The sequence below is a fragment of the Streptomyces capparidis genome, from assembly GCF_054782095.1.
Window position 1 is genome coordinate 61,815 of record NZ_BAAGTD010000035.1, and the last position, 23,228, is coordinate 85,042.

General features: G+C 74.7%; 20 protein-coding genes. 2 read left to right on the top strand and 18 right to left on the bottom strand.

The window, feature by feature from the left end; all coding sequences use genetic code 11:
- Positions 1 to 90: 90 nt before the first annotated feature.
- The 5 genes from ACYVO2_RS25305 to leuA form a co-directional block, all read right to left on the bottom strand.
- Positions 91 to 771, bottom strand: coding sequence for a response regulator transcription factor (locus tag ACYVO2_RS25305; protein WP_461010280.1), 681 nt, complete (start codon positions 769 to 771; stop codon positions 91 to 93).
- An 81-nt stretch (positions 772 to 852) separates the two neighbouring features.
- On the bottom strand, positions 853 to 2,058 hold the full coding sequence (locus tag ACYVO2_RS25310) for a sensor histidine kinase (protein ID WP_461010281.1): 1,206 nt from the start codon (positions 2,056 to 2,058) through the stop codon (positions 853 to 855).
- A 70-nt stretch (positions 2,059 to 2,128) separates the two neighbouring features.
- On the bottom strand, positions 2,129 to 4,324 hold the full coding sequence (locus ACYVO2_RS25315) for an MMPL family transporter (RefSeq protein WP_461010282.1): 2,196 nt from the start codon (positions 4,322 to 4,324) through the stop codon (positions 2,129 to 2,131).
- Between the two features lie 207 nt (positions 4,325 to 4,531).
- Positions 4,532 to 5,227 (bottom strand): TerB family tellurite resistance protein, encoded by a 696-nt coding sequence (locus ACYVO2_RS25320; RefSeq protein ID WP_461010283.1) that lies wholly within the window; start codon positions 5,225 to 5,227, stop codon positions 4,532 to 4,534.
- A gap of 243 nt (positions 5,228 to 5,470) precedes the next feature.
- Positions 5,471 to 7,243: a 2-isopropylmalate synthase gene (gene leuA / locus ACYVO2_RS25325; protein WP_461010284.1), complete on the bottom strand. Its 1,773-nt coding sequence runs from the start codon at positions 7,241 to 7,243 to the stop codon at positions 5,471 to 5,473.
- A 378-nt stretch (positions 7,244 to 7,621) separates the two neighbouring features.
- Between leuA and ACYVO2_RS25330 the strand changes: the two genes are divergently transcribed.
- Both ACYVO2_RS25330 and ACYVO2_RS25335 read left to right on the top strand, forming a co-directional pair.
- Positions 7,622 to 8,689, top strand: a complete 1,068-nt coding sequence (locus ACYVO2_RS25330; protein WP_461010285.1) for a M4 family metallopeptidase — start codon at positions 7,622 to 7,624, stop codon at positions 8,687 to 8,689.
- Positions 8,690 to 8,738: 49 nt separating this feature from the next.
- On the top strand, positions 8,739 to 9,008 hold the full coding sequence (locus ACYVO2_RS25335) for a protealysin inhibitor emfourin (RefSeq protein ID WP_461010286.1): 270 nt from the start codon (positions 8,739 to 8,741) through the stop codon (positions 9,006 to 9,008).
- Between the two features lie 93 nt (positions 9,009 to 9,101).
- Here ACYVO2_RS25335 and era read toward each other — a convergent pair whose 3' ends face one another.
- The 13 genes from era to hrcA form a co-directional block, all read right to left on the bottom strand.
- Positions 9,102 to 10,061: a GTPase Era gene (era, locus tag ACYVO2_RS25340; RefSeq protein ID WP_461010287.1), complete on the bottom strand. Its 960-nt coding sequence runs from the start codon at positions 10,059 to 10,061 to the stop codon at positions 9,102 to 9,104.
- A 56-nt stretch (positions 10,062 to 10,117) separates the two neighbouring features.
- Positions 10,118 to 10,480: a cytidine deaminase gene (locus ACYVO2_RS25345; protein WP_461010288.1), complete on the bottom strand. Its 363-nt coding sequence runs from the start codon at positions 10,478 to 10,480 to the stop codon at positions 10,118 to 10,120.
- Positions 10,481 to 10,555: 75 nt separating this feature from the next.
- Positions 10,556 to 11,866 (bottom strand): hemolysin family protein, encoded by a 1,311-nt coding sequence (locus tag ACYVO2_RS25350; RefSeq protein ID WP_461010289.1) that lies wholly within the window; start codon positions 11,864 to 11,866, stop codon positions 10,556 to 10,558.
- Position 11,867: 1 nt separating this feature from the next.
- Entirely contained in the window at positions 11,868 to 12,338 is a 471-nt protein-coding gene (gene ybeY / locus ACYVO2_RS25355; protein WP_461010290.1) for an rRNA maturation RNase YbeY, read from the bottom strand.
- 14 nt (positions 12,339 to 12,352) lie between these two features.
- Positions 12,353 to 13,510, bottom strand: a complete 1,158-nt coding sequence (locus ACYVO2_RS25360; protein WP_461010291.1) for a PhoH family protein — start codon at positions 13,508 to 13,510, stop codon at positions 12,353 to 12,355.
- 134 nt (positions 13,511 to 13,644) lie between these two features.
- Positions 13,645 to 14,568 carry a ribonuclease Z gene (locus tag ACYVO2_RS25365; RefSeq protein ID WP_461010292.1) on the bottom strand — a complete coding sequence of 308 codons (924 nt, stop codon included), beginning with the start codon at positions 14,566 to 14,568 and terminating at the stop codon, positions 13,645 to 13,647.
- A 16-nt stretch (positions 14,569 to 14,584) separates the two neighbouring features.
- Positions 14,585 to 14,944, bottom strand: a complete 360-nt coding sequence (locus ACYVO2_RS25370; protein WP_461010310.1) for a histidine triad nucleotide-binding protein — start codon at positions 14,942 to 14,944, stop codon at positions 14,585 to 14,587.
- A 228-nt stretch (positions 14,945 to 15,172) separates the two neighbouring features.
- Positions 15,173 to 18,421, bottom strand: coding sequence for a S41 family peptidase (locus ACYVO2_RS25375; protein WP_461010293.1), 3,249 nt, complete (start codon positions 18,419 to 18,421; stop codon positions 15,173 to 15,175).
- Positions 18,422 to 18,544: 123 nt separating this feature from the next.
- Positions 18,545 to 18,940, bottom strand: coding sequence for a hypothetical protein (locus ACYVO2_RS25380; RefSeq protein ID WP_461010294.1), 396 nt, complete (start codon positions 18,938 to 18,940; stop codon positions 18,545 to 18,547).
- Between the two features lie 111 nt (positions 18,941 to 19,051).
- Positions 19,052 to 19,801, bottom strand: coding sequence for a 16S rRNA (uracil(1498)-N(3))-methyltransferase (locus ACYVO2_RS25385; protein ID WP_461010295.1), 750 nt, complete (start codon positions 19,799 to 19,801; stop codon positions 19,052 to 19,054).
- Positions 19,798 to 20,874, bottom strand: a complete 1,077-nt coding sequence (locus tag ACYVO2_RS25390; protein WP_461010296.1) for a nitronate monooxygenase — start codon at positions 20,872 to 20,874, stop codon at positions 19,798 to 19,800. The genes ACYVO2_RS25385 and ACYVO2_RS25390 overlap by 4 nt, the downstream gene beginning before the upstream one ends.
- Positions 20,875 to 20,963: 89 nt before the next feature.
- The gene (dnaJ, locus tag ACYVO2_RS25395) at positions 20,964 to 22,100 is read right to left on the bottom strand and encodes a molecular chaperone DnaJ (RefSeq protein ID WP_461010297.1); all 1,137 of its coding nucleotides are present in this window, start codon (positions 22,098 to 22,100) and stop codon (positions 20,964 to 20,966) included.
- A complete protein-coding gene (gene hrcA / locus ACYVO2_RS25400) occupies positions 22,101 to 23,117 on the bottom strand; it encodes a heat-inducible transcriptional repressor HrcA (RefSeq protein WP_461010298.1) in 1,017 nt (338 codons plus the stop codon). It lies immediately after the preceding gene.
- Positions 23,118 to 23,228 lie beyond the last annotated feature (111 nt).

Consider the following 23,228-nt stretch of genomic DNA (forward strand, 5'->3'; position numbering starts at 1 on the left):
CCCTCCACCGAAGCGGGCCCCAAGGGCTCCGGGGCGCGGGTCGGCTGGGTTGGTCACGGATTCATTGTCTCCCACCGCGCGGCCGGCGCCTCACCCGGCCGCCCCCGGGGTGACGAGCCCCGACTCGTACGCGGCGATCACCAACTGGGCGCGGTCCCGCGCGGCCAGCTTCGCCATGATGCGGCTGACGTGGGTCTTCGCGGTGAGCGGGCTGAGCGAGAGCGCCTCGGCGACCTCGGCGTTGGTCAGCCCCCTGGCGACCAGGGCGAGCACCTGCCGCTCCCGCGCCGACAGCACCTCCAGCCGGCCGGGCGCGGACACGGCGGCGGGCGCCTCGTCGGGCAGCCGCAGCACCCGGGCGATCAGCCGGGCGGTGGGGCCGGGGGAGAGCAGCGCCTCGCCCGCGGCCACGGTGCGGATGGCCTCGAGCAGCTCGGCGGGCCTGGTGTCCTTCACCAGGAAGCCGCTGGCCCCGGCGCGCAGCGCGGCCAGGACGTGCTCGTCGGTGTCGTACGTGGTGAGCACCAGCACCCGCACCCCCGCCAGGTCCTCGTCCGCGGCGATGTGCCGGGTCGCCTCGATGCCGTCCAGGTCCGGCATGCGGATGTCCATCACGACGACGTCGGCGCGGCAGGAGCGCGCCAGCTCCACCGCCTCCCGGCCCGTCGCCGCCTCGCCCACGACCTCCATGTCCGCGGCCGACGCCACCAGCATGGCGAACGCCGCCCGCACCAGCGTCTGGTCGTCGGCCAGCAGCACCCGTATCGTCACGTGTCCGTCCCCGCTCCCCGTTCCCCGTTCCCTGTTCCCCGGTCCCCCGTGCCCCGTGCCCCGCTCCCCGTCCCGCCGCCGTCAGGGCGCCCGGGGCTCCTCCCCCGGGTCCGGCAGCGGCAGCGTCGCGGCGACCGCGAAGCCCCCGTGCGGCCCGGGCCCCGCCCGCAGCGTCCCGCCGACGCTGCGGGCGCGCTCGGTCATGCCGAGGATGCCGTAGCCGCCGCCCGCCGCCGCGCCGCCCCGCCCGTCGTCGGTCACGGCGACCCGCAGCGCCCCGGGCTCCCGGACCACCTCCACCGCGGCGCGGGACGCCCCCGCGTGCTTGACCACGTTCGTCAGCGCCTCCTGGACGATGCGGTACGCGGCGGCGCCCACCGCGGGCGGCACCGGCTCCCGGGGCACGGTGACCTCGACCCGCACGCCGGTGGCCCGCACGGCGTCGGCCAGGCCCGCTATCGCCGCGGGTGCCGGCAGGGCGCCCTTCGGCTCCGGCTCGCCCTGCCGCAGCACGGCCAGGGTCGCCCGCAGCTCCGACCTGGCGTCGCGGCACGTGTCGGAGATCGTCTCCAGGCACTCGGCGAGGTTCCCCCGGTCCAGCCGCTCCGGGTCCGCCACCAGCAGGTGCGCGGCCACCGACGCCTGGACGCCGATCAGCGTGATGCTGTGCGCCAGCAGGTCGTGCAGGTCGCGGGCGATCCGCAGCCGCTCCTCGGCGACCCGCCGCGCGGCCTCCTCCTCCCGGGTCCGCTCTGCCCGCTCCGCCCGGTCCACCACGGCGGCCAGGTAGGTGCGGTGGGACCGCACCGCCTCGCCGAACGCCACGACCGCCAGGATCCACCCCGAGCTGCGCCCGATCTCCACCCGGTGGTCCGGCGCCGCCACCGTCATCACCCCGGCCACCAGGGCGACGAGCCCGGCCGCCAGCGCCCAGGAGCGCCTGCGGCTGCCGTACCTCGCCGCCGTGTAGATCGCGATCACGGTGGCCGGGAGCGGGGCGGAGTGCTCGTTGTCCAGGACGTGGTACGGCACGACCGCGGCCAGCACCGCCACCAGCACCGCCAGCGGACGGCGGCGCCGGGCCAGCAGCGGCAGCGCGCACGCGGTGAGCAGCACCCACCCGGCGGCGTCGGGCCTGCGCCCGTCCTGGGCCAGCAGCCCGATGACGGTCTGCACGGCCAGCACGTGCGCGGTGAGGGGGGCGTCGGACCAGGGGCCGTCGCCCGGTCGGCCGACGAGGACACGGCCGGCCGCGCGCAGCGGGCGCTCCCATCGGTGGGCGTGCACGGTGGGTCCCCTTCTTCGTGGTGGCGGGACGGTGGCGTGTGGCGGGACGGCGGGGGCGTGGGGGCGGAGCCTACCCGGGGGCGGGGGTGGACGGGGTGTTCCCGGGGACGGGTCCGCCCGCCGGGCCCGCGGGGCCGGGCGCCCCGGAGGCCGCGCCGGGGCCCGTCGCCGACCTCGCCCGGGGCGCGCCGGGCGCGGCCCGGGACGGCGATGCCGGCCACCACACCCGCTCCCCCAGCAGCAGCGTCGCCGAGGTGACCAGGTACGTGCGCACGAGGAAGGTGTCCAGCAGCACCCCCACCGCCACCACGAACCCCATCTCCACCATCATCACCAGCGGCAGCGACATCAGGACGGCGAACGTCGCCGCCAGCACCAGCCCGGCCGAGGCGATCACCCCGCCCGTGGTGCGCAGCGCGGTCAGGGCGGCCCGGCGCGGGTCGGCGCCGGAGAGGGTCTCCTCGCGCATCCGGTGCATCAGGAAGATGCCGTAGTCCACGCCGAGCGCCACCAGGAACACGAAGGACAGCAGCGGCAGCGACGGGTCGATCCCGGAGAACCCGAACGCCGGCTCGAACAGCAGTCCGCCGAGGCCGAGGGAGGCGCCCCACACGGCCACCACCGCCGTCAGGAGCAGCAGCGGGGCAGCCAGGCTGCGCAGCAGCGCGGTGAGGATCAGCAGCACGGCGGCGAGCACCAGGGGGATGACGACCACCCGGTCCCGGGCGTTGGCGTCCTTCAGGTCGAGCTGCTGGGCGGTGGTGCCGCCCACGTGGGCGCGCAGACCGGCGCCGTCGAGCCGGTCCCGCAGCCGGATGACGGTGCGGGTCTCGCCCGGCGACTCCGCGGGGTCCCGGGCGGTGACGGCGATCTCGGTCCAGTCGCCGCCGGAGCGGACCTGCTCGGCCGCGGCGACGCCCTCGGTGGCCCGTGCCAGCGCCGCCACCCGGTCCGCGTCGCCGGTGCGGGCGAGCACGGCCAGCGGCTCGCTCGCGCGCTCGGGGAAGGCCGCGGCGAGGGTCCGCGCCGCGGCGACGGACTCCGGTTCCGAGGTGAACGCGTCGCCCTCCCTGAGGGTGCCGGGCAGGGCGAGCGTGCCCAGGGCCAGGACGGCCAGCAGCAGCCCGCCGCCGGCGAGGACCGGGCCGGGGCGGCGGTCGGCGGAGCCGCCCATCGCGGCGAACAGGCTGCGCCGCCGCTTGGGTTCGCCGCCGTACGCGGGGACCAGCGGCCAGAACACCCGCCGTCCCAGCAGCACCAGCAGGGCGGGCAGCAGCGTGGTCATGGCGGCGAGGGCGCACACCACGCCGACGGCGCCGACCGGGCCCAGGCCCCGGCTGCTGTTGAGGTCGGCGGCGAGCAGGCACAGCAGCCCCGCGGCGACCGTGCCGGAGGAGGCGAGCACGGCGGGGCCGCAGCCGCGCAGGGCGGCCCGCATGGCGTCGTGGGGCAGCGGGACGCGGCGCAGCTCCTCGCGGTAGCGGGCGACCAGCAGCAGCGCGTAGTCGGTGCCCGCGCCGAACACCAGGACGGTCATGATGGAGGCGCTCTGCGTGGTGACGGTCAGGTCGAACGCCTGCACGAGCGCGTGGACGACGGCCCGCGCGGCGACCGCGGCGACGCCCACGGCGAGCAGCGGCACCAGCCACAGCACAGGGCTGCGGTAGGTGAGCACCAGCAGCACCGCCACGACGAGCACGGTGGCGAGCAGCAGCAGGCCGTCGATGCCCTCGAAGACCTCCACCGCGTCGGCGCCGAGCGCCCCCGGGCCGCCGACCCGCACGCTCAGCCCCTCGGGGTGCCCGGCGACCCGCTCCCGCACGTCGGCGACGGCGTCGGCCACCGCCTCGTCCTGGTCCTGGCCGGGCCGCTCGGCCAGGGACAGCGGGTACATCTCGGTGGCGCCGTCGCGGGCGGGGACGGGGCGCGGCGGCCGGTTCCCGGCGAGCTCGTGGGCCTCGGCGACGTCCGCGACATGGCGGCGGGCGGCGGCGCGGTCGGCCTCGGTGAGCCCGCCGTCGCGGTGGTAGACGAGGACCAGGTCGATGGTGTCGCCGCCGGGCAGGGCGCCCTGGAGGCGGGCGACCTCGGTGGAGTCGGCGCCCGCGGGCAGGTAGTCCACGGCGTCGTCGCGCTGGACGCCGGCGAGCTGCCCGGCGAAGGGCACGGCGACGGCGAGGACCAGTGCCCAGACGGCGACGACGAGCCAGGGCACGGCCCGGCGGGAGGGGCCGTGCCGGGGCGGGCGGGAAGCTGCGGTTTCCATGCCGCCCACACTTCCGGTGCGCGACGGCCGCGGCGTCGCGCGCACGTCGGAACCGCCGCCTACTGCCGGCGGCGTCCCCGGGGCGCCGCTACTCCCCGGGGAGTACTCCCGGGGGGTACCCGGCGGGACACGGGACCGCGCCGGGGACGCGCCGCGGGCACCGCCGAGGCGAACCGTTTCCCCGGCCCCGTGCCGCAGCCGCCCGGCTCAGGACCGCGCCCGCTCCGCCCGCTCCAGCACCCGCTGGGTGTTCTCCGGAGTCATCAGCAGGCACCGGCCGATCGCGGTGAGGGCGTCGCGCTCCGCCGGCAGATAGGGGCCGTCCGCGAGGGCGATCCGCGCCCCCTCCAGCAGGATCCGCTCGCGGCCCTGCGGCGCCAGGTGCTCCGCCAGCGGCTCCAGCACCTCGTGGAGCTCGATGGACAGCCAGCTCCCGCAGCCGTCGATGGCGTCCTCGTACTCGAGCGCCGCGGTCCCGCCGGTGCTCTCGGTGAGCGCCTCCAGCATCGCGTCGAACTGCTCGGGCGCGCAGTCGGTGAACCCGGCCCCGCGCACCGAGTCCGTCGCGGCCTGCCGCGCCCTGCGGCTGTTCGCCCCGCCGGCCACCAGCACCGCGAGCGCGACCGTGTAGGCGGCGTCGCGCAGCATGGCGGAGAAGCGGGTGCTGGTGGGGCGCTCCAGCGCCTCCAGGCCGTAGCGGGTCCGGCAGCCCGAGCACTCCACCACGCTGCCCGCCGACCCCCGCCGCAGCAGCGGAACGCCGAGCACGGTCAGTCTTCGTATGCCTCCCCGCCTGCGGTAGCTGCGGTCGCCGCCGCACTCCGGGCAGTAGAACTCCCCGTCGGACTCGGTGCGCCACGCGGTGCGCACGCCCCAGATGCACAGACCCCAGATCTGCAACAAGACACTCCCCGCCTCGCGCCCTCTCTCCGGCACCCACGCGGCTGACACCGGGCGCTCGGACGGTGTCCGATAACGCTTCGGCAACGGTGCCGGTGGCGTGATGGTGCCATACAAGTGACAGCGAGTCAGTACCACCTACACGGAAGTTCAAGCCAAAACGGAGCCGAAAACCCGCTGGCGCGCCACCGCGTGGCGGCGGGGCGGCGCGGGCCCGGCGGGTGGAGCCGGGCCCGCGCCCACGGCTCAGCGGCGGTGGCGGTCGGCCCGGTTCACCGCGCTCACCACGGCCTTCAGGGAGGCGCGGACGATGTTCGCGTCGATGCCGACGCCCCACAGCACCTGGCCCTCGATGACGCACTCGATGTACGCGGCGGCCTTGGCGTCGGCGCCCTCGCTCTGGGTGTGCTCGGCGTAGTCCAGCAGCCGCACGTCCACGCCGACCGCGGTCAACGCGTCGAAGAAGGCGGCGATCGGGCCGTTGCCGGTGCCGGTCAGCACCGCGGGCTCGCCGTCCACCACGGCCTCGACGGTCAGCGAGTCCCGGCCGTCCACGGTGGTGGACGCCTGGTGGGAGGACAGGGAGATGCGGCCCCACGGGTTGTCCGGGGTGGGCAGGTACTCGTCGCGGAAGATCTCCCAGATCTGGGCCGGGGTGATCTCCCCGCCGTCGGCGTCCGTCTTCGCCTGGATGATCCTCGAGAACTCGATCTGCATCCGGCGCGGCAGGTCCAGCTTGTGCTCGTTCTTCAGCACGTACGCGACGCCGCCCTTGCCGGACTGGGAGTTCACCCGGATGACCGCCTCGTAGGAGCGGCCCACGTCCTTGGGGTCGATCGGCAGGTAGGGCACCGCCCACGGCATCTCGTCCACCGGGACGCCGCGCTCGGCCGCCTCGGCCTCCAGCGCCTCGAAGCCCTTCTTGATCGCGTCCTGGTGGGAGCCGGAGAACGCGGTGTACACCAGGTCGCCCGCGTACGGGTGGCGCGGGTGGACCTCCATCTGGTTGCAGTACTCGGCGGTGCGCCGGATCTCGTCGATCCGCGAGAAGTCGATCTGCGGGTCCACGCCCTGGCTGAACAGGTTCATGCCCAGCGTGACCAGGTCCACGTTGCCGGTGCGCTCGCCCTGCCCGAACAGGCAGCCCTCGACGCGGTCGGCGCCGGCCATGACGGCCAGCTCGGCGCTGGCCACGGCCGTGCCGCGGTCGTTGTGCGGGTGGGTGGACAGGCACACGAACTCGCGCCGGGTGAGGTTCCGCGACATCCACTCGAACTGGTCGGCGTGGACGTTCGGGGTGGCCCGCTCGATGGTGGCGGGCAGGTTCAGGATGATCTCGCGGCCCTCCTCGGGCTGCCAGACGTCCATCACCGCCTCGCAGACCTCCAGCGCGAACTCCAGCTCGGTGTCCACGAAGATCTCCGGCGAGTACTGGTAGCCGAAGACGGTCTCCTCGCCCAGCAGCTTCTCCGCGTACTCCATCACCAGGCGGGTGCCGTCGGTGGCGATCGCCTTGGTGGCCTCCCGGTCGTTGCGGAACACCACCCGGCGGAACAGCGGCGCGGTCGCGTTGTACAGGTGGACGGTCGCGCGCGGGGCGCCGACCAGGGACTCCACCGTGCGCTCGATCAGCTCCTCGCGCGCCTGCGTCAGCACCGAGATGGTGACGTCCTCCGGGATCGCCCCCTCCTCGACGATGGAGCGGACGAAGTCGAAGTCGGTCTGCCCGGAGGAGGGGAACCCGACCTCGATCTCCTTGTAGCCCATCGACACCAGCATGTCGAACATCGCCCGCTTGCGGGCCGGGGACATCGGGTCGATCAGCGCCTGGTTGCCGTCGCGCAGATCGGTGGACAGCCAGCGGGGCGCGGTGGTGATCCGCTTGTCCGGCCAGGTCCTGTCGGGCAGCGCCACGGGCTGGAACGGCTGGTAGCGGCCGATCGGCATCCCGGAGGGCCGCTGGGTGACGCTGTGCGCCGTGATGGGCGTGGGACGGCCTACGGAAGGGGTGGAAGCCATGGAGGAACTCCTGCGTACGAGGGGGCTGCGACGGCCGACGGCGGCGGTGGGACACGCCGGACTCCGCGGCGAGGAGTCAGCCTCTACAGGCCCTCGCCGCGGCAGCTAAGAAGGAGCAGCCCTGGACGCATGACGTCTGGCAGCCTAACCCACGACCGGCGGGCGCCCCAGGGGCGGACGCGGGCTTCCCACTATGCGGACAGTCGGTACGGGCGGCCGGCGCGGGCGGTCGGCGCGGGCGGGCCGGGCCGACGCCGGCGCGCGGCGGTGCCGGGGGCGCGTCCGGCGCCTATGCACAACCGGAGCGTTTTTCATCTCTTTTCGGGAATCTCGCCGGATCGGGCGACACAGCGTACTCCGTCTGACACCGTGGGTGACATGAACGCGAAGCACGCTTTCTGCGGCATCGTACCGCCGCACCTGCTCAAGCACCTGGCCGACACCGGAAACCCCGCTGTCCAGGACGCCGCCCGCAGCGCCATGCGGATGGACGTCGCCCACCGCGACCGCCGCCTCGAGGTCGTCCGCGCCCTGTCCCTCCCGGCCCAGCGGCAGGAGGCCGACGCCAACCCGAACCGCACGATCGGCGACGCCGAGCAGCGCCAGCGGCTGCCCGGGAAAGTGGTGCGCACCGAGGGCCAGGACCCGGTGGCGGACGAGTCCGTCAACCGCGCCTACGACGGGCTCGGGGACACCTTCAAGCTGTTCCTCGACGTGTACTCCCGCAACTCCATCGACGGCTCCGGCCTCCCCCTGAACGCCACGGTCCACTACGGCCGCAAGTACATGAACGCGTTCTGGGACGGCGAGCAGATGGTCTTCGGCGACGGGGACGGGGAGATCTTCCAGGACTTCACCCGCGCGCTGGACGTGATCGGCCACGAGCTGACCCACGGCGTCACCCAGTACACCGCCAACCTCGTCTACCAGGGGCAGCCCGGGGCGCTGAACGAGTCGGTGTCCGACGTGTTCGGCTCGCTGGTCAAGCAGTACGCGCGCGGGCAGGGCGCCGAGGAGGCCGACTGGCTGATCGGGGCGGAGCTGCTCACCTCCGAGGTGGAGGGCGTGGCGCTGCGCTCGCTGAAGGCGCCGGGCACCGCGTACGACGACGACGTGCTGGGCAAGGACCCGCAGCCCGCCCACATGGACGACTACGTGGACACCGTCGACGACAACGGCGGTGTGCACATCAACTCCGGCATCCCCAACCACGCCTTCTACCTGGCGGCCACCGCGCTGGGCGGCAACGCCTGGGAGAAGGCGGGGCAGGTCTGGTACGACGTGCTGACCGGCGGCCGGCTCCTCCCGACCGCGGACTTCGCCACCTTCGCGGCCCTGACCGTGGCCGCCGCCGAGGCCAGGTACGGCAAGGGCGTGGAGCAGCAGGCGGTGGCCAAGGCGTGGTCCGACGTCGGCGTCGGCGTCCAGGTGGCCGAGCCGGCGTAGCGGCATGGGCGACCCCGTGGCGGGGAAGGCGCGAAAGCGGAGGGAAACCATGCGGCTACAGGTCAAGCAAACCGGAGGCTTCGCCGGCCTCACGCGCACCGCCTCACTGGACACCGCCTGCCGCCCGGACGCGGACCGCTGGCACGCGCTCGCGGAGAAGGCGCTGGCCAACGGTTCGCCCGCCCCGGTCCAGGGCACCCCGGACGGCTTCCGCTACGCGATCACGATCGACGGCCGGACGGTGCACTTCGCCGACCCGGACGTGCCCGAGGCCGTGGCGGAGCTGGTCTCCGCCACGCTGAGGGCGGCACGGGCCTGAGGGCCCGGGCCCGCGGGGACGCGGCCCCGCGGGCCGCCCGGCCGCCGCCGCGGTGCGGTGGCGACCCGGACGGCGGCGGCGCGGCGGACCGGCTCAGAAGCCCAGGCGCCGGAGCTGCTTGGGGTCGCGCTGCCAGTCCTTGGCGACCTTCACATGCAGGTCGAGGAAGACCGGCGTGCCCAGCAGCGCCTCGATCTGGTGGCGGGCCTTGGTGCCCACCTCCCTCAGCCGGGCGCCCTTGGCGCCGATCACGATCGCCTTCTGGCTGGGCCGCTCGATGAAGACGTTCGCGTGGATGTCCAGCAGCGGGCGGTCCGCCGGGCGGTCCTCCCGCGGGATCATCTCCTCGACGACCACCGCGAGGGAGTGCGGCAGCTCGTCCCGCACGCCCTCCAGCGCGGCCTCGCGGATCAGCTCCGCGACCATCACCTGCTCCGGCTCGTCCGTCAGGTCGCCGCCGGGGTACAGCGGCGGGCTCTCCGGCATCAGCGGCGCCAGCAGGTCCGCCAGCAGCCCGACCTGCCGGTCCGCCACCGCGGACACCGGCACGATCTCCGCCCACTCGAAGCCCAGCTCCTTGCCGAGCTGGTCCACCGCGATCAGCCGCTCCGCGAGGGTCGCCGAGTCCACCAGGTCCGTCTTGGTGACCACGGCGACCTTCGGGGTGCGCTTGATCTCGGCGAGCTCCTTGGCGATGTAGCGGTCGCCGGGCCCGACCTTCTGGTCCGCGGGCAGGCAGAACCCGATCACGTCCACCTCCGCCCAGGTGGAGCGGACCAGGTCGTTCAGCCGCTCGCCCAGCAGGGTGCGGGGTTTGTGCAGGCCGGGGGTGTCCACCAGGACGAGCTGCGCGTCCGGGCGGTGCACGATGCCGCGGACCGTGTGCCGGGTGGTCTGCGGACGGCCCGAGGTGATGGCGACCTTGGTGCCCACCAGAGCGTTCGTGAGAGTGGACTTGCCGGCGTTGGGCCGCCCGACGAAGCAGGCGAAGCCCGCGCGGTGCGGGGCGGGGTCGGCGGGGTTCGAGGAGGGGGGAACGCTCATGGGCACCATTGTCGCCGATTCCCGGCCCTCCCCCGCTCCCCGGTGGCCCGCGGGGCCCGCGGCGCTCACGCGGTGGCCGTCGCCCGCACCGCCCCGTCGGGCCCGGCGAGCAGCAGCGGCGTGCCGGGCCCGCCCAGGTCCCGCACGGCGGCGAGGTCGGCCTCGTCCGCCGCGTCCGCCTCGGTGACCACGGCGGCGGCCTCCAGGCCGCGGGCGCCGCTGGCCACGGCCATCGCCACGGCGGTGCGCAGCGCGGAAAGCCGCAGCGAGTCCAGGGCCACGGTGGTGGCCACGTAGGTGCGGCCGGTCTCGTCGCGCACGGCCGCGCCCTCGGCTGCGGAGTTGCGGGCGCGGGCGGAGCGGGCCAGGGTGAGGATCTTGCGGTCCTCGGGGTCGAGGGCCGGCTCGGGGGTGTTGGCGTTGGTCATGCCGGTGAGCTTAGGCGCCGCGCCGGGGCGCCCCGCCGCGGGTGCGCCGCCGTCCCGCCTCGCGCCACGCCCGCCTCACTCGCCGTCCTGCGCCGCCCGCGCGGTGAGCTCCGGCTCGGGTCCGGGCTCGCGGCGGACCAGGACGGTCCCGATGCGGTTCCTGCGGCCCGCCACGCTCTCCGCGGTGAGCCGGATGCCCTCCACCACGGCGGTGGCGCCGGGGATGGGCACCTTGCCGAGCGCCTTGGCGAGCAGCCCGCCGACGGTCTCCACGTCCTCGTCGTCGAGCTCGATGCCGTACAGGTCGCCGAGGTCCTCGATGGACAGGCGGGCGGTGACGCGGTACTCGCCGTCGCCGAGCTCCTCCACGGGCGGGATCTCCCGGTCGTACTCGTCGGTGATCTCGCCGACGATCTCCTCCAGGATGTCCTCGATGGTGACGATGCCCGCGGTGCCGCCGTACTCGTCGATGACGACGGCGACGTGGTTGCGGTCGCGCTGCATCTCCCGCAGCAGGTCGGCCGCGGCCTTGGTGTCGGGCACGAAGACGGCGGGCCGCATCACGGTGGTGACCAGCTCGCCCTCGGCGTCGCGGCTGACGTGGGTGCGGCGCACCAGGTCCTTGAGGTAGACCACGCCGACCACGTCGTCCTCGTTGTCGCCGGTGACCGGGATGCGGGAGAAGCCGCTGCGCAGGGCGAGGGTGAGGGCCTGGCGGATGGTCTTGAACCGCTCGATCATCACCAGGTCGGTGCGGGGCACCATCACCTCGCGGACGATGGTGTCGCCGAGCTCGAACACCGAGTGCACCATGCGGCGCTCGTCGTCCTCGATCAGGGCGTCCTTCTCCGCGAGGTCCACCACGGCCCGCAGTTCGGCCTCGGAGGCGAACGGGCCGTGCCGGAAGCCCTTGCCCGGGGTGAGCGCGTTGCCGAGCAGGATCAGCAGCCGCGGGACCGGCCCCATGATCCTGGCCAGCGGCACCAGCGCGTACGCGGCGACGGTGGCGGTGGTCAGCGGGTGCTGGCGGCCGATGGTGCGCGGGGAGACGCCGACGGCGACATAGGACACGAGGACCATCGCGCCGATCGCGGTGAGCAGCACCTCCCAGTTCTCGTCGAACGACTCGGCGCACACCAGGGTGACCAGGACGGCCGCGGCCATCTCGCTGGCGACCCGGACCAGCAGCGCGACATTGAGGTAGCGCGTCGGGTCGGCGGCGACGACCAGCAGTTTCGCGCCGCCGCGCCGCCCCTCCCTGGCCGCCTGCTCGGCGCGCCACCGCGAGACGCGGGCCAGCGCGGTCTCGGCGCAGGCGGCGAGCCAGCCCACGACCACCAGGCCCACGGCCGCGGCCAGATAGGTCCGGGTGACGTCTCCGGCCACGTCAGGCGTCCGGAGCCGTGGCGCGCTGGGCCCGCCAGGACTCCAGGATCTCCTTCTGGAGCCCGAACATCTCCCGCTCCTCGTCCGGCTCCGCGTGGTCGTAGCCGAGCAGGTGCAGCACGCCGTGGACGGTGAGCAGGTGCAGCTCGTCGTCCATGGAGTGGCCGGCCTCCTCGCCCTGCTTCTTGGCGACCTCGGGGCACAGGACGATGTCGCCGAGCAGGCCCTGCGGCGGCTCCTCGTCCTCCTTGCCGGGACGCAGCTCGTCCATCGGGAAGGACAGCACGTCGGTGGGGCCCGGCTCGTCCATCCACTGGATGTGGAGCTGCTCCATCGCCTCGGTGTCGACGAAGATCAACGACAGCTCGGACAGGGGGTGGATGCGCATCCGCTGGAGGGCGTAGCGGGCGACGTCGAGCACGGAGCGCTCGTCGACCTCCCAGCCGGACTCGTTGTTGACGTCGATCGACATGGGTGCGGAGGTTCTCAGCTCTCGGTGCCGTGCGGGGTGGCGCTGTGCGGCTGCGCCTGGTGCGTGGGGGTGGTGCGCGGGCGGCGGACGCGGCGCGGGGCGCGCTCGGGGCGGTCGGTCTCGGCGCCCCGGCCGTTGTCGTGCGCCTCGTAGGCGTCCACGATGCGGCTCACCAGCTTGTGACGGACCACGTCGGTGCTGGTCAGCCGGGAGAAGTGGATGTCGTCCACACCCTCGAGGATGTCCTGCACCTGGCGCAGGCCGCTCTTGGCGCCGCCCGGTAGGTCCACCTGGGTGACGTCACCGGTGATCACGATCTTGGAGTCGAAGCCCAGCCGCGTCAGGAACATCTTCATCTGCTCCGGGCTGGTGTTCTGGGCCTCGTCCAGGATGATGAACGCGTCGTTGAGGGTGCGGCCGCGCATGTACGCCAGCGGGGCGACCTCGATCGTGCCCGCGGCCATCAGCCGGGGGATGGAGTCGGGGTCGATCATGTCGTGCAGCGCGTCGTACAGCGGGCGCAGATACGGGTCGATCTTCTCGTAGAGCGTGCCGGGCAGGAAGCCGAGGCGCTCGCCCGCCTCCACGGCCGGGCGGGTGAGGATGATCCGGTTGACCTGCTTGGCCTGGAGGGCCTGGACGGCCTTGGCCATGGCGAGGTAGGTCTTGCCGGTGCCCGCGGGGCCGATGCCGAACACGATGGTGTGCCGGTCGATCGCGTCCACGTAGCGCTTCTGGTTGAGCGTCTTGGGACGGATCGTGCGACCGCGGTTGGACAGGATGTTGGCGGTGAGCACCTCGGCGGGGCTCTCCGCCTGCTCGCCCTCCGCGGCGCTGCGGAGCATGGCGATGGAACGCTCCACGGCGTCCTCCGTCATCGGCTGGCCGGTGCGCAGCACCAGCATCATCTCGTCGAAGAGGGTCTGGACCAGGGCGACCTCTGCCGGGTCGCCGGTCGCGCTGACCTCGTTGCCCCGCACATGGATGTCGGTGGCGGGGAAGGCGTTCTCGATCACGCGCAGGAGTGCGTCGCCGGAGCCGAGGACGGTGACCATCGGGTGCTGGGCGGGCACGGTGATGCGGGCGCGTGCGTGGGAGTCCTTGCCGGAGGATCGTTCGCCGGAGGTCTGCTTCCCCGAGGCGGGGGTCCGCGAGGTGGGTGTCTGAGTCATAGGTCGGCCGCGGGGGCCAGCTCATCCCGTTTCTTCACTGGGGGCTGTGGCACTGGCCATGGTAACCGGCCGGGGCAGGCGGGAGGCCAGCCGTTTTAGGGGAATATGACGTCCCCGGACCGGGGTCCGCCGGCTCACGGGGAGCGCCTGCGGGCGGGGACGGGCACGCGCATCAGGTCGGCGGCCACCGTGACCGGCCCGTCGAAGTGGGCGCGGGCCTCGGTGAGGAACGCCGCGGGGTCGTCGTAGCGCTGCGAGAAGTGGGTGAGCACCAGGTGCCGCACCCCGGCCCTGGCCGCGGCGCGGGCGGCCTCGGCGGCCGTGAGGTGGCCGTACGCCTCGGCGAGCGAGGCGTCGGCGGCGAGGAAGGTGGACTCGATGACGAGCAGGTCCGCGCCTTCGGCGAGCGCGTCCACGCCGTCGCACATCCGGGTGTCCATGACGAACGCGAAGCGCTGGCCCGGCCGCTCCTCGCTGACCTGCTCCAGGGTGACCGTGCGCCCGTCGGGGGCGGTCACCCGGCCCTCCCGCTGGAGCCGGCCGACGTCGGGCCCGGTGACGCCGTGCGCGGCCAGCCGCGAGGGCAGCATCCGGCGGCCGTCCGGCTCGGTGAGGCGGTAGCCGAAGGAGTCCACCGGGTGGGACAGCCGGCGCGCCTGGAGGGTGAACGCGCCGTTCGCCTCCAGGACGCCCTCCTCCGTCACGGGGCGCTCCCGCAGCTCCGCGGTCTCGTGGTAGGCGGTGGCGTACCGCAGCCGGTCGAAGAACCGCTGCCCGCTCGCCGGGTAGTGCGCGGTGACCGGGTGCGGCACCCGGTCCAGGCTGAGCCGCTGCACCACGCCGGCGAGCCCGAGGCAGTGGTCGCCGTGGAAGTGGGTGACGCAGATCCGGGTCAGGTCGTGCGCCGCCACGCCGGCGAGCAGCATCTGCCGCTGGGTGCCCTCGCCGGGGTCGAACAGGATGCCCTCGCCGTCCCAGCGCAGGAGGTAGCCGTTGTGGTTGCGGTGCCGGGTGGGCACCTGGCTGGCCGTGCCCAGGACGACGAGTTCGCGCACCATCGCCGCTGCTCCCGCCCTACCCGGGGGGCCACTGGAGGCCGCGGCCGCCCAGCACGTGCGCGTGCGCGTGGAAGACGGTCTGCCCCGCGCCGGCCCCGGTGTTGAACACGATCCGGTAGCCGGTGCCGTCCACCTTGTCCTCGGCCGCGATCTCGCCGGCCTCGCGCAGCACGTCCGCGGCGACCTGCGGCTCCGCGGCGGCCAGCGAGGCGGCGTCCGGGTAGTGCAGCTTGGGGATGACCAGGACGTGGGTGGGCGCCTGCGGGTTGATGTCGCGGAACGCCACGGTCGTCTCGGTCTCCCGGACGACCGTCGCGGGGACGTCGCCGGTAACGATCTTGCAGAACAGGCAGTCCGCCTGCCTCTCACCCGCCACCACGCCACTTACCTCCGGAGTCGGTGCTGCTCGGTTTGCCGCTGTTCGGTTCTGGTGCTGCCGGGGGACCACCTCCGGAGGCCCGGGGCTCCGCCCCCCTCGCCCCCGCCTGGGGCTGCGCCCCCGAGCCCCGCCGGGCCCCGGTCCGGGACCGGAGGGCCGCGCGTCCGGCGCGCTCCGCCGGGTGCCGCGCCTCCGGGGCCGGTCCGGAGCCCGGTCGCCTTTCGATCAGTCGTCGCTGGATGCTACCGCTCCCGCGCCGGGGGTACCCGGCAGGTCCGGCGGGGCGGCGGCGGGCCGTTCCGCCAGCGCCCGCAGGGCGACGCGCACGGCCTCGTCCAGTTGCGGGTCGCGGCCCGCGGCGTGGTCCTGCGGCGTGCAGACGACCTCCACGTCCGGGTCCACGCCGTGGTTCTCCACGTCCCAGCCGTAGCCCTCCAGCCAGGTGGCGTACTTGGGCTGGGTGACCAGGGTGCCGTCCACCAGGCGGTACCGGCTGTCGATGCCGATGACGCCGCCCCAGGTGCGCACGCCCACCACGGGGCCTATGCCGAGCGCCTGGACGGCCGCGTTGACCATGTCGCCGTCGGAGCCGGAGAACTCGTTGGCCACGGCCACGATCGGCCCGCGCGGGGCGTCCAGCGGGTAGCTGAACGGGCGCATGCCGCGCGGCACGTCCCAGCCGACGATCTTCCGGGCCAGCTTCTCGATCACCAACTGCGAGGTGTGGCCGCCCCGGTTCTCCCGCACGTCCACCACCAGGCCCTCCCGGACGACCTCCACCCGCAGGTCGCGGTGGAGCTGCGCCCAGCCGGAGCCCACCATGTCCGGCACGTGCAGATAGCCCAGCCTGCCCCCGGACCTCTCGTGGACGTAGGCGCGCCGGTCGGCGACCCAGTCGTGGTAGCGCAGCGGCTCCTCGTCGGGGATCGGCACGACGACGACGTGCCGCGGGTCGCCGCCCGCCGCGGGCGCCACGGTCAGCTCCACCGGCTTGCCCGCGGTGCCGACCAGCAGCGGCCCGGGCCCGGTGGCGGGGTCCACCGGGCGGCCGTCCACCGCCAGGATCGCGTCGCCGGGGCGCACCGCGACACCGGGCGCGGCCAGCGGGGAGCGGGCGTGCGGGTCGGAGCTCTCCGAGGGCAGGATCCGCTTCACCCGCCACCGGCCGTCGCCGTCCCGCTCCAGGTCGGCGCCGAGCAGGCCCTGCGCCCACATGCCGCCGCCCCGGCCGCCGGGCGGGGAGACGTAGGCGTGCGAGGTGCCGAGCTCGCCGTGCACCTCCCACAGCAGGTCCACCAGGTCGTCGTGGGTGCTGACCCGGTCGAGCAGCGGGCGGTAGCGGGTGAGGACGCCGTCCCAGTCGACGCCGCCGAGGTCGGGCCGCCAGAAGTTGTCCCGCATCAGGCGGCCGGTCTCGTCGAACATCTGCCGCCACTCCTTGGCCGGGTCCACCACCACGCGGATCCGGGACAGGTCGACGGTGACCTTGTCGTCGGCGTCGGACGCCTTGCGGTCGGCGGGCACCACGCGCAGCTTGCCGTCCTGGCGCAGCAGCACCCGGGTGCCGTCGCCGGTGACCGCGTAGGCGTCGACGTCGTCGGCGAGCTCCTCCAGCTTGTGCGTGGACAGGTCGAACGCCTCGAGGGTGGGGCCGGGCGGCTCGGACTCGGGGGTGGCGAGGTTGGCGCCGAGCACCCCGGTCAGCGGGTGGCACAGCCACACCACGCCGTCCTTGGCGGCGCTCAGGTGCGAGTAGCGGTCGGCCTCGACGGGGAAGGGGACGATGCGGTCGGCGAGCCCCTCCAGGTCCACCCGGGTGGCGGGCGCCGGCTCGCCGTCGCCGTGGGCCCGATCGGTGTCGTGGCCCTCGTCGTCCTTGCCCGAGCCCGCCGCCGGGCGGCCGTGGCGCTGCGGGCCGAACGGGGACGGGGTGGTCGCCGCCAGGGTGATCAGGTGCGGGCGGCACCCGGCCGGGAACGACAGGTCGAACACGTGGGTGTCGTAGACCGGGTCGAAGCTGCGCTCGGAGAGGAACGCCAGGTGCTTGCCGTCGGCGGTGAACGCCGGGGAGAAGTCGTTGAACCGCAGCGGGGTGGCGTCCACCACGGACAGGTCCGCGGTGTTGGCCAGCTTGATCTGGGCCAGCGGCGCCGGGCCCGGGTGGGACCAGGCCAGCCAGCCGGAGTCGGGCGAGAAGGTCAGGCCGTCGGCGTCGCCGTGCTCGCTGCGCGCGACCTCGCGCACCTCCCCGGTCTCGGTCTCCACCAGCAGCACCCGGCCGTCGTCGGAGGCGACGGCCACCCGGCGGCCGTCGGGCGAGGCGGTGAGCTCGTGCACCCGGCCGAGCCGGCCCGCGGCCAGGCGGCGCGGCGCGGTGCCCGGGGCGGTGCCGGTGATGGGCGCGAACTCCAGCGCGTCCTCGCCCTCGGCGTCGGTGACCCACACCACCTGCTCGCGCTCGCCGAGGACCCGCGGCATGCGGGCGCGCACCCCCGGGGTGTCGGACAGGGCGCGGGCGGGGCCCTCGCGGTGGGTGATCCAGTGGATGGTGCCGCGCACCTCGACGGCGCTGCCGCGGCCGGTGTGCCCGGGGGCGGCGGAGCCGAGGTGGCGGCCGGGGCGCACCGGGTACGGCTGGAGGTCCACCCGGGAGCCGCCGGTGCGGGGGTCGAGGCGGCGCGGCTCGGCGTCCGCCAGGTCCTCCAGCAGCCACAGCTCGCCCGCGCTCGCGTACACCACGCGGGAGCCGTCGGTGGTGGCGTGGCGCGCGTAGAAGCCGGTCTCCACCGGGGTGTGGCGGCGCAGGTCCGAGCCGTCGGGGAGGGAGGAGTACAGGGCGCCGGTGCCCTCGTGGTCGCTGAGGAAGGCGATCCGGTCGCCGACCCACAGCGGCGCCTCGATGTTGCCGTCGAGCGCGGCGTGCACCCGGGTGAACTCGCCGGTGCCCTCGCGGTCGATCCACAGCTTGCCCGCGGCGCCGCCGCGGTAGCGCTTCCAGTAGGCCGCCTCGCGGTTCATGGCGGCGGACAGCAGCAGCGTGCCCCCGTCGGAACCGAAGGCGACGCCGCCGACCGGGCCGTAGGGCAGCCGCCGCGCCGGGCCGCCGTCCAGCGGCACGGCCCGGGCCCAGGTGCGCCGCCCTGACGCCTCACCGGCCGCGCTGACGGCCAGCACCTCGTCCGGCGAGACCCACCCGCGCACGGAGGTCTGGTACACCCCCCAGTGGGTGAGCCGCCGCGACGGGCCGCCGTCGACCGGCGCGACGTGCACCTCGGGCGCGCCGTCCCGGGTGGAGGTCCAGGCGATCCAGGTGCCGTCGGGAGAGAAGCGGGGGTGGCTGACCGGCATGTTGTCGGCGCTCACCCGCCAGGCGCGCCCTCCGTCGAGCGGGGCGATCCACACGTCGTCCTCGGCCGTGAAGGTGACGAGGTCACCGTGCAGATGGGGAAAGCGGAGGTAGCGAGACTGTGTCACGCCGTTCACCCTAGTCACGACCTCAACGGGGCGAGGAGGGGTTCCCGCACCCCATCGGCGGATCGGCGCCGTATCGCCCGGTTTCCTCCCGTTTTCTTCCCCCTGCCTCCCCGTCGGGCGCGGTCACTTCCCGCAGTCGCCCAGGAAACCGGACTCGAAGACCTTGCGGTCGCCGACGACGGCCGTCAGGTCGCCCCGCACGCAGTCGCTGCGCTCCTCGCTGACGCTGCCGGTGATCCGGATCGCCCGGCCGTCGCCGGTGCGGCCGGTGCACTCCACCGTGACCCGCTTCGGCCCGTCGCCGTCGTCCGGGGTGGAGCATTTCAGGCTGTCCACGTCGAAGCCCTCGTCCGCCAGGCGGTCTCCGCCGAGCTCGTCCACGGCCGCCCGGACGGCCGCCTCGGTGAGGGCCTCCTCCGCCTCGTCGCAGGCGGTGAGCAGACCCAGGGTCAGGAGGACGCCGGCGGCGGGGAGCAGCCAGGCACGGCGCCGCTTGCGCGCGGTGGCGATCGGTGTCATGACCACAGCGTGCCGTCGCGGCCCCGCCCGGCACATCGGACGGGGGCAGGAGCGGTCCGGCCCCCGGCTACATCGTTGGGCTGACCCGTGGGGTGCGACTCCCGTAGGGCCTCACCCCCACCGCCCCGTACGGGTGAGCAGCGCCGCGGCGGCGGCCACCCCGGCGGTGGAGGTGCGCAGCACGGTGGGGCCCAGCCGGTACGGCCGCGCCCCGGCGGCGGCGAACGCCTCGATCTCCTGCGGCGCCACCCCGCCCTCGGGCCCGACCACGAGCACCACGGAGCCCGCGGCGGGCAGCGGCACCGCCGCCAGCGGCTCGGCGCCCTCCTCGTGCAGCACCGCGCCCAGGCTCGCCTGGGCGAGCAGCCGCGCCACCTGCGGGGTCGTCATCGGCTCGCACACCCGCGGCAGGCGCAGCCGGCGGGACTGCTTGCCGGCCTCCCGCGCGGTGGCCCGCCACTTGGCCAGGGCCTTGGCGCCGCGCTCGCCGCGCCACTGGGTGACGCAGCGGGACGCCGCCCAGGGCACGATCTCGTCCACCCCGACCTCCGTCATGGTCTCCACGGCGAGCTCGCCGCGGTCGCCCTTGGGCAGGGCCTGCACCACGGTGATCCGGGGGGACGGCTCCGGCTCGGCCAGGCGCTCGGCGACGGCGGCGGTCAGCGCGTCCTTGCCCTCGACGGACGCCACGGTGCCGCGCACGCCGAGGCCCTCGCCGTCGCTGAGCACGATCTCCTCCCCCGCGCGCAGCCGGCGCACGGAGACGGCGTGCCTGCCCTCGGCGCCGTCGAGGACCACCACGGCGCCGGGCGCGGCGTCGGCGAGCCGGCCGGGCGGGACGAGGAAGACCGGAGCGCTCACGCCTGCCCCGCTCCCCGGCCGCGGGCCCCCTCCAGGGCGGCGTCCGCCTCCGCCACCAGGGTGCGCACCAGTTGCCCGGCCGGCAGCGGCCTGGCCAGGCGGTGGCCCTGCCCGGCCCACAGCGCCATGCCGTGCGGGTCGCCCTGCGCGGCGGCGGCCCTGCGCAGCGGCGCGGTGACGTGGTGCACCTGCGGGTAGGCCGCGGGGGCGTGGCCGCCGTGCTCGGCGAGGAACCTGTTGACCAGGCCGCGCGCCGGGCGGCCGGAGAAGGCGCGGGTCAGCTCGGTGCGGGTGAACGCCGGGTCGGTGAGCGCGGCCTTGTGCGCGGGGTGGGCGCCGGACTCGGGGCAGGCCAGGAACGCCGTGCCGAGCTGGGCGGCGCACGCGCCCGCGGCCAGCACCGCGGCGACCTGCGCCCCGCGCATGATGCCGCCCGCGGCGACCAGCGGCAGCTCCACGGCCTCGCGGACCAGGGCGAGCAGCGGCAGCAGGGCGAGCGCCGCGCCGTCCTGCTCCGGGTCGTTGCGGTGCGAGCCCTGGTGGGCGCCCGCCTCGGCGCCCTGCACGCACACCGCGTCGGCGCCGGCCCGCTCGGCGGCCGCGGCCTCGGCCGGGGTGGTGGCGGTGACGACGGTGACGGTGCCGACGGCCGCGAGCGCCCGCAGGGTGTCCGGGTCGGGGCAGCCGAAGGTGAAGCCGACCAGCGGCACCGGGTCCTCCAGCAGGACGGCGAGCTTCGCCTCGTAGTCGTCGTCGGTGCCCTGGTCCGGGTCGCCGGGCGCCGTGGCGTAGCGGTCCGCTTCGGCGCCGAGCCGCTCCCGGTAGGCGGCGACACCCGCGGCGGCGGGGGTGACCGGCTGGGGCAGGAACAGGTTCACGCCGAAGGGCCGGTCGGTGAGCGAGCGCAGCTCGGTGATCTCCTGCCGCATCGCGTCCGCCGACTTGTACCCGGCGGCGAGGAAGCCCAGCCCGCCGGCCCGGGACACCTCGGCGGCGAGCCGCGGGCAGGAGGTGCCTCCGGCCATGGGCGCCTGGACGATCGGATGCGGGGTGAGACTGCTCGGCTCGGCCATGCCCCTATGGTGGCAGCCGGGCGGGCGCCGGGTGCGCGGGGGCGGTCCCGCCCGCCGCGCCGGCTCCCGCCCGCCCGCCCGGCGGCCGCCTAGCGGCCGTTGAACGCGTCCTTCAGGCGGGAGAACAGGCCCTGCTGGCCCGGCGCGAACTGGCCGGCCGCCCGCTCCTCGCCGCGGAGCTTGGCCAGGCGGCGGATCAGCTCCTCCTGCTCGGCGTCCAGCTTGGTGGGCGTCTGGACCTCGACGTGCACGATGAGGTCGCCGCGCCCGCCGCCGCGCAGATGGGTCACGCCCCGCTGGTGCAGCGGGATGGACTGGCCGGACTGGGTGCCGGGGCGGATGTCCACCTCCTCCAGGCCGTCCAGCGTGTCCAGCGGGACCTTGGTGCCCAGCGACGCCGCCGTCATCGGCAGCGTCACCGTGCAGTGCAGGTCGTCGCCGCGGCGCTGGAAGACCGGGTGGGGGCGCTCGACGATCTCCACGTACAGGTCGCCCGCGGGGCCGCCGCCCGGGCCGACCTCGCCCTCTCCGGCGAGCTGGATGCGGGTGCCGTTGTCCACGCCCGGGGGGATCTTCACCGTCAGGGTGCGGCGGGCCCGCACCCGGCCGTCGCCCGCGCACTCCGGGCACGGGGTGGGCACGACCGTGCCGAAGCCCTGGCACTGCGGGCACGGGCGGGAGGTCATGACCTGGCCGAGGAAGGAGCGGGTGACCTGGCTGACCTCGCCGCGGCCGCGGCACATGTCGCAGGTCTGCGCGGAGGTGCCGGGGGCCGCGCCCTCGCCCTCGCAGGTGGTGCACACCACGGCCGTGTCGACCTGGATGTCCTTGGTGGTGCCGAACGCGGCCTCGTCCAGCTCGATCTCGAGGCGGATCATGGCGTCCTGGCCGCGGCGGGTGCGCGAGCGCGGGCCGCGCTGCGAGGCCGTGCCGAAGAAGGCGTCCATGATGTCGCTGAACCCGGCGAACCCGGCGCCGAAGCCCCCGGCGCCCGCGCCTGCCGCGGAGTTGGACAACGGATCGCCGCCGAGGTCGTAGACCTGCTTCTTCTGCGGGTCGGACAGCACCTCGTAGGCGGCGTTGATCTCCTTGAACCGCTCCTGCGTCTTCGGGTCCGGGTTGACGTCCGGGTGCAGCTCGCGGGCGAGGCGACGGAACGCCTTCTTGATCTCGTCCTGGCTCGCGTCGCGCCGGACGCCCAGGACCGCGTAGTAGTCCGTGGCCACTTACGACTCCGCCAGGATCTGTCCGACGTAACGTGCCACTGCGCGTACCGCTCCCATCGTTCCGGGGTAGTCCATGCGGGTCGGTCCGACCACGCCGAGTTTCGCAACTGCCTCGTCGCCCGAACCGTAGCCCACGGAGACGACGGAGGTGGAGTTCAGCCCTTCATGGGCGTTCTCATGGCCGATTCGCACCGTCACTCCGGAGTCCTCGGACTCCCCGAGCAGCTTCAGCAGCACCACCTGCTCCTCCAGTGCCTCCAGCACCGGGCGGATGGTCATGGGGAAGTCGTGGACGAACCGGGTCAGATTGGCGGTGCCGCCGATCAGCAGCCGCTCCTCGGTCTCCTCCACCAGCGTCTCCAGCAGGGTGGCCAGGACCGCGGACACCACGGGGCGGTCGTCCTGCTCGAACGACTCGGGCAGGTCCTGCACCAGCTTGGGCACGTCCGGGAAGCGGCGGCCCGCCACCCGGCTGTTCAGCCGCGCCCGCAGGTCGGCCAGCACCGTCTCGCCCACCGGCCCCGGGCAGTCCACGACGCGCTGCTCCACCCGGCCGGTGTTGGTGATCAGCACGCACATCACCCGGATCCCGGACAGCGCGAGCAGTTCGACGTGGCGCACCGTGGAGCGGGTCAGCGACGGGTACTGCACCACCGCGACCTGCCGGGTGAGCTGGGCGAGCAGGCGGACCGTGCGGGCCACCACGTCGTCCAGGTCCACCGCGCCGCCCAGGAAGTTCTGGATCGCCCGGCGCTCGGCCGCCGACAGCGGCTTGACCTCCGCCAGCCGGTCCACGAACAGCCGGTAGCCCTTGTCGGTGGGGATGCGTCCCGCGCTGGTGTGCGGCTGCTGGATGAAGCCGTCCTCCTCCAGCGCGGCCATGTCGTTGCGCACCGTCGCCGGGGAGACGCCCAGGTTGTGCCGCTCGGTCAACGCCTTGGAACCGACCGGCTCCTCGGTGCCGACGTAGTCCTGGACGATGGCGCGTAGCACCTCCAGCCTGCGTTCGCTGAGCATGGCGCACACCTCCAGCCGTGGCCCGACATTTCCTGGCGTTGGCACTCTGCTCAGCCGAGTGCCAGGCTAGCCCTGAGCCAGTGTACGGCCGGGTAGCAAGCCTTAGAAATG